This window comes from Leucobacter chromiireducens subsp. chromiireducens (genome assembly GCF_016758255.1).
Classification (GTDB): Bacteria; Actinomycetota; Actinomycetes; order Actinomycetales; family Microbacteriaceae; genus Leucobacter; species Leucobacter chromiireducens.
The window spans coordinates 314,789-328,994 of record NZ_QYAD01000001.1; the positions used below are offsets into that span (position 1 = coordinate 314,789).

Below are 14,206 nucleotides of genomic sequence, written 5' to 3' on the forward strand. Positions count from 1 at the left end.
CCTACTCACCCGGCGGGGGGAATCAGGGCGGGGCGGGGCGGCTGGTTAGGCGCGCGGGGCGACCGTGACCGGCTCGGGGGCAAAGGCCACCTGCACCGGGTCCCCAGCGCGGAAGTCGGCGTCGGCGCCATGCTGCGAGGCGGCTGTCGTACCATCCGCAAACTGCACCACCGTGCGCCGGATCGCGCCGAGGAATCCGCTCGATACGACGGTTGCCGTGCGCGCATCCTCAGCGTTCACCGCAGAGCTCAGCGTCGGCGTGAGGCGCACGTGCTCGGGCCGCACAAACGCGGTGACCCGCGCCCCGGCAACCCCGGTCGATTCAGCGGGCGCCGCAACGAGCGGCAGCGTCTCGCCGCGCACCACCACGCGATCCCCGGCGAGCTCACCGTCGAGGCGGTTCGACAGCCCAACGAAGTCTGCAACGAACGCCGACGCCGGGCGCCGGTACAGCTCCTCGGGCGTGCCGAGCTGCGCGATTCGCCCCGCCTCCATCACGGCCACCCGGTCGGAGATTGCGAGGGCCTCCTCCTGATCGTGCGTCACGAATACCGTGGTCATGCCGAGTTCGGTCTGGATGGCGCGGATCTCATCGCGCAGGCGCACACGCACCTTCGCGTCGAGTGCGGAGAGCGGCTCATCGAGGAGCAGAGCGCGCGGCCGTGTGACGAGGGCGCGCGCAAGCGCCACACGCTGCTGCTGGCCGCCCGAGAGTTCGTGCGGGAAGCGGCTTGCGAGGTGGGACAGCCCCACGACCTCGAGCATCTCGCCGACTCGCGTGCGGCGGTCGGGGCGGGGGAGACGGCGCATGTCGAGGCCGAACTGCACGTTCTGCGCCACGGTGAGATGCGGGAAGAGCGAGTACTGCTGAAACACCATGCCGATGTCGCGTCGGTTGACCGGCAACTCGGTGACGTCCTCCTCGCCGATCGAAACGCTGCCCGATGTGACCTGCTCGAGTCCGGCGAGGCAGCGCAGCGCAGTTGTCTTGCCGCAGCCGGACGGGCCGAGCAAACACACAAGCTCGCCCGGCTCAAGCGCAAGATCGACGCCGTGCAGCACGGTGGTGCTGCCATAGGTTTTCGTCACGTCCGTGAGCCGCACGGCCTCACCGGTCATCTGTGTGCGGGACTTAGCGGGCATGAGCGGACTCCTCGGCGGATAGCGGAACGAAGGGGGAGCTGAGGGACGCGGCCGAGCTGGCGGATCCCGATGGAGTGATGGGGCCTGGTGCGCCGTGGGCGCCAGCAACCGCGGGCGCGTGCGGATTGGGGCGCGCACCCCGAGCGCGGGAGCCCGAGCGGGCCCGCGGTGGCCCGCCCACGCCGCTCACTGCGAGCAGCACGAGGAACACCACGATGAGCGAGAGCAGTGACACGGCAACGGCGACGAACGGATCGGACTTCGACAGCTGGAGGAGCGCCGTCTGCAGCGTGATGCGGTTGAGCAGCGAGGAAACCGTGAACTCGCCAAGCACGATCGCGGTGGTGAGCAGCGCTGCTGCGAGCAGCCCGCGCCGCGTGCCGGGAGCAATGACGCGCACAAGGACGGTGCCCCACCCAGCGCCCAGCGACCGGGCCGCTTCGGCGCGCACTCGCGCGTCCATGCTCGTGAGGTCGGCCACGATCGCCCGGTACGCGAAGGGGAGCACGAGCACCCCGTACGCGAGACTCAGCGTCCACACTCCCGAGCCGAAGGCCTGGCCGAGCACGCGATAGATCGGCGCGAAGCCGACCACGAGCACGATTGCGGGGATGGCGATCGGCAGGATGGTGAGCAGATCAAGCGCTCGCTGCAGGCGCGGAAAACGCAGGTGCACGAGCACGATGGTCGGGAAGAACAGCAGCAGCACGAGCGCGAGCGTCAGCACGGCGAGGAGCAGCGAGTTTCCGAGCCCCTCGAAGAGCACGCGATACACGCGTTCCTTGGCGGGGTCGAAGAGCGCGAGCCAGTGCTCGGTGCCGTACCCGCCCGCGGTGCGGCGTAGCGTGAACTCGAGCATGGCAACGAGTGGGATCAGGAAGACCGCGCCGATCACCGCGATTACCGTGCGTGCGAGGGCGGGACTCGGCCGCCCGGGCGTGCGCGCGCTCATCGCTGCCACCGCGCAGCACGGGCCATCAGTCGGCCGTAGCCGAGCATCACGAGCGCCATCACGAGGATCATGCCAAGTGCGAGCACCCCGGCCGACGCCTGCTGGCTCGCCCCGGTCTCGCCAATGAGAGCGGCGCGGATCTGCAGGGGCACGATCTGCGATCCCTGGCTGATGAGAGCAGCCGCGGTCGCATACGAGGAGAACGCGTTCGCGAAGAGGAGCAGGAGCGAACCGAGGAACGCGGGGGCCAATACGGGGAGCCCGACTCGACGCCAGTAGGCGCCGCTGCCGCCACCGAGCGAGGCGACTGCCTCAGACCAGTCGGGGCGCAGCGCGAGCACGGCTGGCAGGAATGTGATCACCATGAGCGGCACCTGGAAGTAGAGGTAGGGCAGGAACAGGCCGGGCAGCTCGTAGAGCCAGACGCCCGAGGCGAAGATGTCGACGCCGAACTGCTCGCGCAGCGTCACGGTGATGAGGCCCTGGATGCCGATCGTCGCGATGAACGCGAACGCGAGCATGACACCGCCGAACTGGGCGAGCACCGAGCTTGCGGCATCGATGACGCGGCGGAGTGGCCCGTTCTCGGGCAGCGCGGCGAGCGCCCAGCAGAGCACGGCGCCGACGATGGCGCCGACGACTGCGGTGAGCGCGCTCACCCAGACGCTCGCACCGAACGCGGAAAGCGTTGCGGGTTCGGTGAGCACTGCGAGGTTCGAGAACGAGAAGCCGTTCGGCCCGAAGAAGCCGCTCGCGATTGCGAGCAGGGCGGGCACGGCGAGAAAGAGCAGGATGTACAGGACGAACGGCGTGAGGCCGAGCGCCGGCAGGATGCGTCGCATGGGAGAGCGCGGGGGTGGGGCGCCGAACGGGTCGGCGCCCCACCTGATCCGGCTTACTTGACGGTCGTCGCCCAGCGCTCGGTGAGGAGCGCGTTTGCGGCGTCGGTTTCCTTCTGCGTGGGGGAGACCCAGTTCGCAGAGTCGGTGCCGAAGGTTGCGGCCTCGATGGCCTTCTCGTCGGCGGTGCCGGCCTCGGTCAGGGCGTCAACGCGCACGGGAACCGCGTTGCCGCCGAGGAAGAGCGCCTGGCCCTCGTCCGAGAAGATCCACTCCTGCCACAGACGGGCAGCGGCAGGGTTCGGAGCATCCTTGTTGATTGCCTCGTTGTAGAACGAGACGTAGGTCGGGCCGTCGAGCACGGTCGTCTTCCAGCTCGGCTTGTCGGCTGCGGCCGCAACGTTGTTGAACGACCAGTCGAACACGACCGGGGTCTCACCGGAGGCGATCGTTGCGGGCGTGGGGTCGAGGGTGAGGAAGTTCCCCGCCTCGCGCAGCTTGCCCATGAAATCGATGCCGGGGCCGAAGTCGTCGACGCCGCCACCGTTCAGTGCAGCGATCGAGCCGACCGCGGCGAAGGCAGCGCCCGCCTGCGTCGGATCGCCGTTGATCGCCACAGCGCCCTTGTAGTCGGCCCCGAGAAGGTCATCGAGCTTCTTCGGCTCGGAGAACTTGTCGGAGTCGTAGCCGACCGACATGATGCCCGAGTAGTTGTTGACCCAGAGGCCCTCGGGATCCTTGTTCTCGTCCGGGATCGAATCCCACGTCTCAACCTTGTAGGGGGCGAAGTAATCGGTGCTGGTCTGCGCGACTGCGGCGCCGAGGTCGAACACGTCGGGCGCGGTGTCCTGGCCCTTGAGGTTGTCCGCAGCCTGGATCTCCTCGGCGCTCGATGCGTCGGGGGAGGCCGAATTGACCGTGATGTCGTACTTCTTCTCGAAGCCGGCGATGATCTCACCGTAGTTCGCCCAGGTCTCGGGCAGCGCAACAACGTTGAGCTCGCCCTCCTCCTGTGCGGCCTTGATGAGACCGTCGAGGCCGCCGAAGTCTGCAGCGCTCGTAGCGGTTGCTGCGTCGACGGTGCCCGAGCCGGTGTCGCCCGAGCCGGCCTCTGGCGCGCCCGCGGAGGAGCAGGCTGCGAGGCTTCCGACGAGGAGCGTGGCGGTGACGAGCGTCGCCGAGCGCAGGAGTGCGCGAGAGGTCACGAGGGTTCCTTCCGGAGGTGGGAGCGGATCGCCAGGTGAGGCATGCGGGCACCGGAGATGGTGCCCGTCGATCCGGATCCCACGCTAAGGAAGTGTGGTTGCCCGCCTGCGTCGCGCGGGTAGCGGGCTGTTGAACGGTATGTGTCTCAGGGGTGCACGTGGCACGCGCCGAGCCGCGATCCGCACCCCGCATCCTTCTCTCCCGTAGGAAAAATCGGCGATCTCGGAGGAAGTTCCGCGGAACCCTCCGAGATCGCCGATTTCTCCGCGCGGATGCGGGTGAGGACTAGTCGCTCGAGAGCATCACAATCGAGCTCGTTGTCGGCTGCGCCACGGACGGATCCAAGTACACGTCGGGCTCAATGTAGATGATGCGCGCGGCGGGCACTGCCTCGCGTACGCGCCGCTCGGCGAGGTTGATGATCATCGACACTTCGTTCATGGTGCGTGCCGCATCGAGGCTGATCTTCGCGCCGATCATGAACTCGTCGGGGCCAAGGTACAGCGTCTTCATGTGGATGATGCGATCGATGTCCTTCGACTTCAGCAGCGCGGCCTCGATCTTCTCAAGATCCTCATCGCTCGCGCCCTCGCCGACCAGCAGGCTCTTCACCTCGGTGCCGATGATCACGGCGACCGCGATGAGCAGCACACCGATCGCGATCGTCGCGATCCCGTCGAACAGGCCGTCGCCCGTGAGCACGGTGAGCCCGACACCAAAGAACGCGATAACGAGGCCGAGGAGCGCGGCGACGTCCTCGAGCAGCACCACGGGCAGCTCGGGCGCCTTCGAACGGCGGATGAACTGGAACCAGCTCGCATCGCCCTTCAGTGGACGGCTCTCGCGCACCGCGGTGCGCAGCGAGAAGCTCTCGAGCACGATCGCGATGGCGAGTACGAGGAGCGGCAGCCACCACATCTCGAGCGGGTGCGGCTCGCGAATCTTCGAGATGCCCTCATACACCGAGAACACGCCACCGATGGAGAACAACACAATCGCCACGACGAAGGCGTACACGTAGCGCACGCGACCGTAGCCAAACGGGTGCTCCTTGTCGGCACGCTGCTTCGCGCGTTTCCCGCCCAGGAGCAGGAGCAGCTGATTCCCGGAATCGGCGAGCGAGTGCACGCCCTCCGCAAGCATGGAGGACGAGCCGGAGAAGGCCCACGCGATGAACTTCGTGATCGCAATGCCCATGTTGGCGAGGAACGCCGCGATGATTGCCTTACTGCCGCCTGACGCACTCATGTCAGATGCCCTCCAGTCGAGAGTTCGAGCTCTTCTGGGTCATTCTATGGGGCGACTCGACGAGCGCCGCCATATGCTGCTGCGCGCCGCACTCCCTAGACTGTTCGCGTGAGCGAAGCGACGACGACCCAGCAGCAAGCACTCCCGACAACGGCAATGATCGGAGTGGGATCCATGGGCGGCGCGATCCTCGCCGGCCTGCGGAACCCTGAGGTGTCCATTGTTCGGCCCATCCGGGTGACCACGAATTCCGCCGCAAGCGCTGCCCAGTTTGCTGGCGCGGACGACGTCGTCGCGCAGGCCGTGGCGGAACACCCCGAGGCAAACCGTGCGGCGGTGGCCGGTGCCGGGCTCGTCATTCTCGCGGTGAAGCCGTGGATGGTCGTTGACGCTGCGCGCGACATCGCGGAGGCGCTCGAGCCGGGCACCGTGGTCGTGAGCGTTGCCGCCGGCGTGCCGAGCGCCGCGATCGAGGCGGTGCTTCCCGCGGGCACTCCGGTGGTGCGCGCGATGCCCAACACGCCCTCGCACATTGGCCGTGGCGTGACCGGCATCGCTGGCGGTGCACATGCCAGTGAGGCCGACGTTGCACTCGTGCGCGCGCTGTTTGAGACCGTGGGCTCGGTGCTTGTGGTGCGCGAGGACCAGATCAACGACGTTGCCGCGGTCTCAGGCTCTGGCCCCGCGTACGTCTTCCTCTACGTGGAGGAGATGATTGCAGCGGCCGAGCGTCGTGGCTTCAGTGCGGAGCAGGCGCGCGAGCTTGTGCAACAGACCCTCGTGGGGGCCGCGCTGCTGCTCGATTCGAGTGGCGAGGATCCTGCGCAATTGCGCCGCAACGTGACGAGCCCAAAGGGCACCACCGAGCAGGCCGTGTGTGTGCTGCAGGACGCGGGGTGGCCCGACCTCTTCGATCGCGCGCTCGCCGCAAATGTGCGCCGGTCGGAGGAGCTGGAAGCCCAGTAGCCAGGCTGCCGCCTAACCGATCGTGGCGAAGCGCTCCACATCGGACGCGGTGCCGCTCACGATAATGAGGTCGTGCGGCGAGATGAGCGTGTCCTGCGTTGCGTGTGTGAACGGCTGGCCGGGAGTCTTCACACCGACGACAGTGACCCGGTAGCGGGTGCGCACGCCGCTCTCGGTGAGCGTGCGGCCGCGGATCGAGCGGGGCGGGTACATCTTCGCGATGACGTAGTTGTTGTCGAACTGAATGAAGTCGAGCATCGCGCCGCTGAGGAGGTGCGCGACGCGCTCGCCGGCCTCGCGCTCCGGGTAGATCACGTGGTTCACACCGATGCGCTCAAGGATCTTGCCGTGCGAGGCAGAGATGGCCTTGGCCCAGATCTGCGGGATCTCGAGGTCAACCAGGTTGGCGGCGATGAGCACACTCGCCTCGATCGACGAGCCGGTTGCAACTACCGCGATCTGAAACTCGTCGGCGCCGATCTGGCGCAGTGCCTCCATCGAGCGTGCGTCGGCCTGCACCGCGTGCGTGACGCGATCGGCCCACTTCTGCACGAGCGTGGGGTCAGTATCGACGACTAGCACCTCACGGTCCTGCCGGTCGAGCTGGCCGGCCGTCGCGGCGCCGAAGCGCCCGAGGCCGATCACCAGTACGGGGGCATCACTGCGAATATCAACCAACGATCGGCCTTTCTTCGGGGAGACGGAACAAGCGAGAGCGGCTGGTCGCGGCGACAGCGGCCGCGAGCGTGACCGTGCCGACGCGGCCCGCCCACATGGTGGCAATCAGTACGTACTTGCCCGCGTCCGGGAGCTGCGCGGAGAGATCAGAGGAGAGCCCGCACGTGCCGAAGGCGGAGATCACCTCAAAGAGCACAATGTCGAGGGACTCACCCGTCATGTGCATGATCGCCACCGTCGAGGCGAGCACGATCGTGGCGCCCCAAATCATGATCGAGATCGAGACGCGCAGCACCTCGTTCGGGATCGAACGGCCGAACGCCTGGATGTCCTTGTAACCGCGCGCCTCTGCCCATGCCGCGAGGAATAGTACGGCGATGGTGGTCACCTTGATACCACCCGCGGTCGATGCAGAGCCGCCGCCCACGAACATGAGCATGTCCATCACGAGCAGGGTGGAGCCGTTCATGTCGAGCGGATCGATGATGCCGAGCCCGCCCGAACGGGTCATGATCGACATGTACACCGAGCTGAACATGGTTTGCCAGAAGTTTTGCTCGCCGAGCGTCGCCTGGTTGTTCCATTCAAGCGCTGCGATCGCGAGCCAGCCAAAGATCACGAAGATGATCGTGGTCGTGAGTGTGAGCTTCGCGTGGAGGCCGAGTCTCTTGTGTGCGCGCCAGCCGCCACCCACCACGTAGCGGTACAGAGCGAAGATGACGGGGAATCCGATCGCGCCGAGGAAGACGCCGATCGCGAGGACGCTGAGTAGGTAGACGTCGGTGGCGAAGGGCTCGAGGCCGCCCTGCAGGGGCACGAAGCCGGTGTTCGTGAAGGCGGACGCCGAGAGATAGAAGCCGTTCCACAGCGCGTGCGGAAAGTCGTAGCCAGCGCCCATGAGTCGCGGTGTGATGAGCACGGTGAGTGCTGCCTCGATGATGACCACGCTGAGCGCCACCGACCCGAGCAGCCCACCGATCTCGCCGAGGCCAACGGCCTGACTCTCGGACACGTCGCGCCCCATACGCATGGGGTTCGTATCGCCTGCCGCGAGGAGACGCTGACGCAGGCCGAGGCGGCGAGTCACGGTGAGGCCGAGGATGCTCGCCAGGGTGAGCACACCAATGCCGCCGATCTGCAGGCCCGCGAGCACCAGTAGTTCGCCGAAGAGCGACCAGTGCGTCGACATATCGACGGTGGAGAGGCCGGTCACGCAGATCGCGGAGACGGCGGTGAATAGTGCGTCAGCGAGGGGGGTGACCTTGCCGTCGGCAGAAGCAAGGGGGAGAGAAAGGAGCGCGGTCCACACCAAGATCAGGGCGGAGAACACCAGGAGCGCAAACCGGGCGGGCGATGAGTGAATCATCGCTCCGAGCCAGGACCGCCGCGAGAATGTGGCGGCGCGGCGATGGTTCACGGCGGGTGCCCCCACGGTTGGCCTTCTTTCGGGTGACGGCGCGAGTCGCGTGGATCTCACGGTCTCGCCTCGATTTAGACATCGTACACACGCGGCGCACCCGGGTGAAGCGCGCCCCGCTGGGCGCATGCGGGACAGATGGAGCCCGTGCGACTACCCTGGGAGGCATGCCAGATATCTTCGGGGTCATTGCCGACGCGACCCGGCGCGACATCCTGCAGGTGCTGCTCGAGCGGTTCCAGCGCGATTCTGAGATCAGCGTGTCTGAGATTGTCGCCCAGTTGGAGATCAGCCAGCCCACCGTGTCAAAGCACCTGAAGGTGCTGCGCGAGGCCGAGCTGGTCACCGTGCGCGAGGAGGGACAGCACCGTTTTTATTCGCTGAACCCTGAGCCGCTCGAGATGATTGAGGACTTCGTGATCCCGTTCCTCTCCGCGGGCTTCGACACGGAGGTGACGGTCGAGTACCTCTCCGAAGACGGTGAGCGCGTGCCCGGACCTGCCTCGGATGACGCGTTCATCGAGGCTGGCGAGGAGGTACTGCCTGAGGAGGCCGCCGCCGCCGCCGAGCGAATGGGACGTGCCGCTGCACGTGCGGAAAACCGTGTGAAGGAGCTGGTCGCGCGCTTCCGGCTGCGTGATTAGGCGGCGTTTCTCGCTCTCAGTTCGCGCTCCAGCGTTTCGCCGAGTAGAATAACTGTTTTGTGGGCCACGAATCCGGCGGCCCGAGAGACGTTGTGAGGTGACCGTGGGTTCAGTTATTAAGAAGCGCCGTAAGCGCATGTCCAAGAAGAAGCACCGCAAGCTGCTTCGAAAGACGCGTCACCAGCGTCGCAACAAGAAGTAGTCGAGGCGCCCCGAGCGCAATCGATGCTGGCGTCGGGCCCCTGGTCCGGCGCCTTTTGTTTTCTTCACACCCGTTCGGGGTGTGAGATTCCCTTCGAGAGGAGCGGTCACCATGCGCACCGTGCAGCTCACGCTGATCGGCAAGCCGGGGTGCCACCTGTGCGACGACGCACGCGAGGTGATCGCGGGCGTGCGCGCCGAGCTTGGTGCGCGCGGCATTGAAACTTCGCTCGAAGAGCTCGACATCCAGCAGGATCCCGCGCTCGCCCGAAAGCACTCGGAGCACATCCCCGTTGTGCAGATTGGCGGGAAGCGACACGCCATCTGGCGCGTGGACCCCGCGCGGCTCACCGCAGCGGTGGAGAAGGCTGCGCGCGGCCCGCTGGGCGGTTTGCTGCGCTGATCGGGATCACCCGCTGTTCTCGCGGCGCACACGCCGCTTCACTGTTCGGGCTGAGTCCCGAGAAAGAGTATGCACTCATGACGCTTCGTCACATCGTCTCCTGGAAGCTGAGCGGCGAGACGCTCGCCGATCGCGATGCGCAGGCCGCAGAGATCGCTGCAGCGCTCACCCCGCTCACGGAGCTCGTGCCGACCGTGCGCGCGCTTGCGGTGCACCGCAACGAGCTGTTCGACGGCGACAACTACGACCTCACGCTCGTGGCCGACTTCGATGACGCCGAGGGGCTCGCCGTCTACGCGACGCACCCGGACCACCTCGCCGCAGGCGCGATCGTGAAGCAGCACGCGGTGGCCCGCGTCGCAACGGACTTCACGCTCTAACCAGCCCCCCGAGCCCCGGCCCTCTCGTCTCCCCGAATCGGGGTCACTCCGGCACGGTGTCGCGTGTGCCGCTCGGACAACACCCTGCCTGGGTGACCCCGGTTCAGGGGGAGCTGGAGAAGTGCGCGCGGTACTCGCTCGGGGTGAGCCCCAGCACGGCCTTGAAGTCGGTCGAGAAATGGGCGTGGTCGGTGTATCCGAGCTCGTGGGCGAGCTCGGCGATCCTGGTCCCTGCGTGTCCGTGAGAAGCCGCGTCGCCCCGCAGCACCGCCGCAGCCTCCTGAATGCGCCGCCGTCGAATCATGCTGTGCAGCGAGAGGCCGAAGTACTTCGTTGCGATGCGCTGCAGGGTGCGCGTGGACGAGTGCAGCCGCGCGGCGAGTTGATCCACCCGTGTCACCGCGGGATCCGCAAGGAGTTCGGCGAGGTCATTGGCGAGTTCGGCTTCCGCGTCCAGCGGCGGTACTCGCGCGAGCAGCCAGGCGGAAAGCAGCTCAGTCGCGCGCGCCCGGCGCTCAGTGGGTGCGCGACGCTCCGTCATCGCAGCGACGACCTCGGCGTGCAGCAGTGGTGCCTCGACCGGACTGCTGAGATCCCGAATCGACGCGGGATCCGAGCACAGTGCGGGCAGTGCGGCGGGCCTGAGGAGTGCGCCGACCGCCCAGCCGGTGCCGCGCAGCTCGCGTTCAGAGCGCCGGGTGGGTGGCCCAACAAGCGTCACTCCGTCCGGTTCCACAACGAGGTTGCAGGCGGGAAAGGGAAGCACCTCCTGGCGCGAGACAGCCCCGTGCAGCAGCGACCACTCCGGGATCCATATCCACCGGACGAGTGGCTCGAGTGGTTCCGGTGGTGAGAGGCGGTGGAACTCTGGCAGCCGCTCCGGGTAGAGCACCCCGCGGCTTGCCCCGTCCGTGCCCGTCATCCCGGCTCCCCTCGCGTGTGCGGAGCGCGGCGTGCTTCGCCGATGTGGAAGCTGGCACAAATGTGCAAGCGCGCCCCGTCGGCATGATTTTACGATGAACGCATGAACACTGCAGCGACGACCCCGGCCACCGGGGAACACACCACCAACGGGCGCCCGAACGGCTCCTCGAGCCTGACGCCGTTCCTCGTGATTCCCGATGCGCGCGGCGCAATCGAGTTCTACCGGGACGTGTTTGGTGCACGAGTTATCGACGTCACGGAGATGGGCGGCCGGGTGGTGCACGCGGAGATCGGTCTTGAGTCGGGACACTTGCAGCTCGGGGAGCCGCTGCCCGACTACCACCTGGTTGCGGCGCCTGCGGGCGACGACGACTGCTATTCGCTGGGCATCTATGTGCCCGACGCGGATGCCGCGGTCGCGCGGGCGCTCGCGGCGGGGGCAACACTTCGTGAGCCGCTCAGTAACTTCGTTTCAGGAGACCGGTTCGCGAGTATCCGCGATCCGTTCGGTGTGCGCTGGTCGGTGATGACGCGCGTGGAGGATCTCTCCGAGGAGGAGAGCGCGTCGCGCGTCCGAGCGTGGGCTGCAGCGGCATCCGCCACAGACGCCTAGCAGCCCAGCGCACACGCACTCGTCCCCTGCGCTCCCCGCGATCGGGGTCAGTTCGGCAGGGTGTTGGGCGCACATCGCCCGCGACACCCTGCCGAACTGACCCCGATTCGTGCGGGGCGGGGGCTAAGCGGGGACGAGCGCCGCGCTTCCCGTGTAGGCCCGGTAGCCCTGCTGAATGGCGATCTGGTCGGCGAGGAACTTCGCGTCGTGCCAGATCCCCCAGATGAACGTTGATCCGCGCCGCGACTGCCAGGGCAAACCAAGGAAGTAGACGCCGGGCACGCCGGAGATGCCGCGCTGCTGCACTGGCCGCCCCTGCGGGTCGAACGCGTCGACCTCGAGCCAGCTGTAGTCGGAGCGGAAGCCCGTGGCCCAGACGATCGAGGTGATGCCGGCTGCGGCAAGATCGAGGTGCTGGATCGGGTGCGTCACACTGTCGGGATCGGGCCCGAGCGCCCGCGCCTCAGGCTCTTCTGGCAGATCGAGTCCGTTGCGCTCGATGTACGCGTCGGCCGCATCGAGGATGGCGAGGTAGGTCGCATCACCCACCGCGATGTTGCGGCCGAGATCGGGCGCAAAGGCGAGCGTGCCAGCTTCGTACGAGAGCGCCTTGCCGACGAGCGTGATCCCCGACGCTGCGAGCTCGCGGAAGTCGACGGTGTGGCCGCCGTGGGCGCCACTCACCGCAATGGTCACGTGCTCTGCGCCCGCGGACGGATTCGGCGCGTCCCACATGCCGAGCACCCCGAGCCACCACACGAAGTCACGGTCGCGGTAACGACGGGGCGGGCGCTCGTGCGGGCTCACCGCGAGGTGCACCTCGCGGCCGGCCTCCCGCAGCTCCGCGGCAATCTGCACGCCGGAGGAGCCCGATCCCACGACGAGCACGCCGCCGGCCGGCAGCTGGCCCGGGTTCTTGTACTGCGCCGAGTGGATCTGAGTGATCGGCTCTGACGCGGGAACGATGGGCGGGATCGACGGCTGCTGGAACGCGCCGGTCGCCGCCACGACGTAGCGCGCCGCGATGGCTCCCGCGCTTGTGTCGGCGAGATACCCGGGCGCATCGTCGTTGTGGCGTACGGCGTGCACGGTAACCCCCGTGCGCACGGGGAGCTCGAACTTCGCCACGTACTCCTCGAAGTACTCGGCAACCCGCTCCTTCGTGGCGAAGCCGTCGTCGTCGACGTTCGTGAACGGAAGATTGGGGAAGCGATCGTGCCAGGCCGGGCCGTTGGCGACCAGCGAGTCCCAGCGCTCGGTGCGCCAGCGCTCGGCAACACGATCGCGTTCGAGGACAATGTGGGCGATGCCCTGGATGGTGAGGTGCTCGCTCATCGCGATTCCGGCTTGGCCGCCGCCAATGACGAGGACGTCGGTGACCTCGGGTGCTGGGCTCGACATGGTGACTCTCCGCTCGAGATAGTGGATCGACGCGGATCAACGCTGCCGTGCTGCAGCGGGACTGGGTCCTGGATCCACGACCGGGGTGCTCAGGTGTGCGTGCCCGGATGATCCCCAGCAAAGCGCAGGGGCCGCGAGTGAAGCCAATACACATTCGCGGTGCACTTCATCGCCTATGCAGATTGACTCACAGGCTGCGATCGGAAAAACACATTCAGAGGGTTGAGTGGTCTCCCACGGCCTGTCGTGCCGACTCCTCGGCCACGAGCTCGCGCACCGCCTGGGTTACCGCGCGGGCGCGGGCGGAGAGCTCGACCTGAGCGAGTGACGCGACGGTGATGCCGAGGCTGCGCACTGGATCCGCGATCTCCACGACCGCGGTACGGTTCCCGGCGTATGTCTCCGCGACTCGGGGACGCTGGTTCAGGATCGCGAAGCCGAGCCCCATCGCGACGAACGAGCGCACCGCCTCGTAGTTCTTCGTGCGGTATTTGATGTGCGGCTGCACGCCGGCCTCGCGCAGCAGCCCGAGAAAGTACTGGCTGCTATCGGGGAGATCGAGGAGCACCAGGGGGTCCGCTGCGAGCTCTGCAAGGCTGGCGGTGCCCCGCGCGGCGAGCGGGTGGTCAGTTGCGACAATCGCGTGCGGGCGGGCCTCGCCGACGACCTCCTGCTCAATGCCATCAGCGTCAGTGAGGTCGTAGCTCACTGCGAGCTCGGCGCGGCCGCCACGCAGATCGGCGAGATTCTGCTCGTAGTCGCCCTCCCGCACATCGACGGTGAGCGCGGGGTGCGTGTGCTGGAGTCGCGCGAGCAGTTGCGGCAGCAGGAACGGGGTGAGCGTGTGGAAGCACGCGACGGTAATGGAGCCGCGCACCTCACCGCGCTCGGACTGGATCGTGTCGATTGATTCGGTGAGGAGACCGAACATGCGATGTGTGTCGCGCAGCAGTGACTCGCCAGCGGCGGTGAGGATGAGCCCCTTTGCGTGCTGGCGGATGAAGAGCGCGGCGCCGAGTGCGCGCTCGAGCTGCGAGATCGCGGTGGACACGGCGGACTGGGCGACGTGCAGGTTCTCGCTCGCAACCGTCATGTTGAGCGTCTTGGCGCACTCGGCGAAGTAGCTGAGCTGGGTGAGGGTGAGGGGAAATCGCTGTGCCACGGCGCACGTGCCTTCCTTGGGGATCATGC

Annotated in this window: 16 protein-coding genes; 6 read left to right on the forward strand and 10 right to left on the reverse strand. The window is 67.3% G+C overall.

Annotated elements, in window-relative coordinates:
• Positions 1–45 precede the first annotated feature (45 nt).
• The 5 genes from D3226_RS01500 to D3226_RS01520 all read right to left on the reverse strand — a co-directional run bounded on the left by D3226_RS01500 (position 46) and on the right by D3226_RS01520 (position 5,388).
• Positions 46–1,143: an ABC transporter ATP-binding protein gene (locus tag D3226_RS01500; RefSeq protein ID WP_202380657.1), complete on the reverse strand. Its 1,098-nt coding sequence runs from the start codon at positions 1,141–1,143 to the stop codon at positions 46–48.
• Positions 1,133–2,095 carry an ABC transporter permease subunit gene (locus D3226_RS01505; protein ID WP_202380658.1) on the reverse strand — a complete coding sequence of 321 codons (963 nt, stop codon included), beginning with the start codon at positions 2,093–2,095 and terminating at the stop codon, positions 1,133–1,135. Before D3226_RS01505 ends, D3226_RS01500 begins: the two co-directional genes overlap by 11 nt.
• Positions 2,092–2,937 carry an ABC transporter permease gene (locus D3226_RS01510; RefSeq protein WP_202380659.1) on the reverse strand — a complete coding sequence of 282 codons (846 nt, stop codon included), beginning with the start codon at positions 2,935–2,937 and terminating at the stop codon, positions 2,092–2,094. The genes D3226_RS01505 and D3226_RS01510 overlap by 4 nt, the downstream gene beginning before the upstream one ends.
• Positions 2,938–2,990: 53 nt before the next feature.
• Positions 2,991–4,139, reverse strand: a complete 1,149-nt coding sequence (locus D3226_RS01515; RefSeq protein WP_202380660.1) for an ABC transporter substrate-binding protein — start codon at positions 4,137–4,139, stop codon at positions 2,991–2,993.
• 286 nt (positions 4,140–4,425) lie between these two features.
• Complete coding sequence (locus tag D3226_RS01520) at positions 4,426–5,388, reverse strand: cation diffusion facilitator family transporter (protein ID WP_202380661.1); 963 nt, start codon at positions 5,386–5,388, stop codon at positions 4,426–4,428.
• Between the two features lie 156 nt (positions 5,389–5,544).
• Here D3226_RS01520 and proC point away from each other — a divergent pair, with 156 nt between their 5' ends.
• The gene (gene proC, locus D3226_RS01525; protein WP_202381483.1) at positions 5,545–6,354 is read left to right on the forward strand and encodes a pyrroline-5-carboxylate reductase; all 810 of its coding nucleotides are present in this window, start codon (positions 5,545–5,547) and stop codon (positions 6,352–6,354) included.
• A gap of 12 nt (positions 6,355–6,366) precedes the next feature.
• On the opposite strand, the gene D3226_RS01530 is transcribed toward proC, so the two are convergent.
• Together D3226_RS01530 and D3226_RS01535 are read right to left on the reverse strand one after the other, a co-directional pair.
• Positions 6,367–7,032 (reverse strand): potassium channel family protein, encoded by a 666-nt coding sequence (locus D3226_RS01530; protein WP_202380662.1) that lies wholly within the window; start codon positions 7,030–7,032, stop codon positions 6,367–6,369.
• Positions 7,025–8,398, reverse strand: coding sequence for a TrkH family potassium uptake protein (locus tag D3226_RS01535; RefSeq protein WP_202380663.1), 1,374 nt, complete (start codon positions 8,396–8,398; stop codon positions 7,025–7,027). The genes D3226_RS01530 and D3226_RS01535 overlap by 8 nt, the downstream gene beginning before the upstream one ends.
• A gap of 218 nt (positions 8,399–8,616) precedes the next feature.
• Between D3226_RS01535 and D3226_RS01540 the strand changes: the two genes are divergently transcribed.
• The 4 genes from D3226_RS01540 to D3226_RS01555 all read left to right on the forward strand — a co-directional run bounded on the left by D3226_RS01540 (position 8,617) and on the right by D3226_RS01555 (position 10,077).
• Positions 8,617–9,093: an ArsR/SmtB family transcription factor gene (locus D3226_RS01540; protein ID WP_202380664.1), complete on the forward strand. Its 477-nt coding sequence runs from the start codon at positions 8,617–8,619 to the stop codon at positions 9,091–9,093.
• A gap of 103 nt (positions 9,094–9,196) precedes the next feature.
• On the forward strand, positions 9,197–9,295 hold the full coding sequence (locus tag D3226_RS01545; RefSeq protein ID WP_005504750.1) for a 30S ribosomal protein bS22: 99 nt from the start codon (positions 9,197–9,199) through the stop codon (positions 9,293–9,295).
• 111 nt (positions 9,296–9,406) lie between these two features.
• Positions 9,407–9,697, forward strand: coding sequence for a glutaredoxin family protein (locus tag D3226_RS01550; protein WP_202380665.1), 291 nt, complete (start codon positions 9,407–9,409; stop codon positions 9,695–9,697).
• A gap of 77 nt (positions 9,698–9,774) precedes the next feature.
• Positions 9,775–10,077, forward strand: coding sequence for a Dabb family protein (locus D3226_RS01555; RefSeq protein ID WP_202380666.1), 303 nt, complete (start codon positions 9,775–9,777; stop codon positions 10,075–10,077).
• A gap of 103 nt (positions 10,078–10,180) precedes the next feature.
• On the opposite strand, the gene D3226_RS01560 is transcribed toward D3226_RS01555, so the two are convergent.
• Positions 10,181–10,999 carry a helix-turn-helix transcriptional regulator gene (locus D3226_RS01560; protein ID WP_202380667.1) on the reverse strand — a complete coding sequence of 273 codons (819 nt, stop codon included), beginning with the start codon at positions 10,997–10,999 and terminating at the stop codon, positions 10,181–10,183.
• 102 nt (positions 11,000–11,101) lie between these two features.
• Between D3226_RS01560 and D3226_RS01565 the strand changes: the two genes are divergently transcribed.
• Positions 11,102–11,614, forward strand: coding sequence for a VOC family protein (locus D3226_RS01565; RefSeq protein WP_202380668.1), 513 nt, complete (start codon positions 11,102–11,104; stop codon positions 11,612–11,614).
• Positions 11,615–11,737: 123 nt separating this feature from the next.
• Here the strand turns inward: D3226_RS01565 and D3226_RS01570 are convergent, their stop codons facing one another.
• Both D3226_RS01570 and D3226_RS01575 read right to left on the reverse strand, forming a co-directional pair.
• Positions 11,738–13,015 (reverse strand): flavin-containing monooxygenase, encoded by a 1,278-nt coding sequence (locus D3226_RS01570; protein WP_202380669.1) that lies wholly within the window; start codon positions 13,013–13,015, stop codon positions 11,738–11,740.
• A 214-nt stretch (positions 13,016–13,229) separates the two neighbouring features.
• Positions 13,230–14,177 carry a LysR substrate-binding domain-containing protein gene (locus D3226_RS01575; RefSeq protein WP_202380670.1) on the reverse strand — a complete coding sequence of 316 codons (948 nt, stop codon included), beginning with the start codon at positions 14,175–14,177 and terminating at the stop codon, positions 13,230–13,232.
• Positions 14,178–14,206 lie beyond the last annotated feature (29 nt).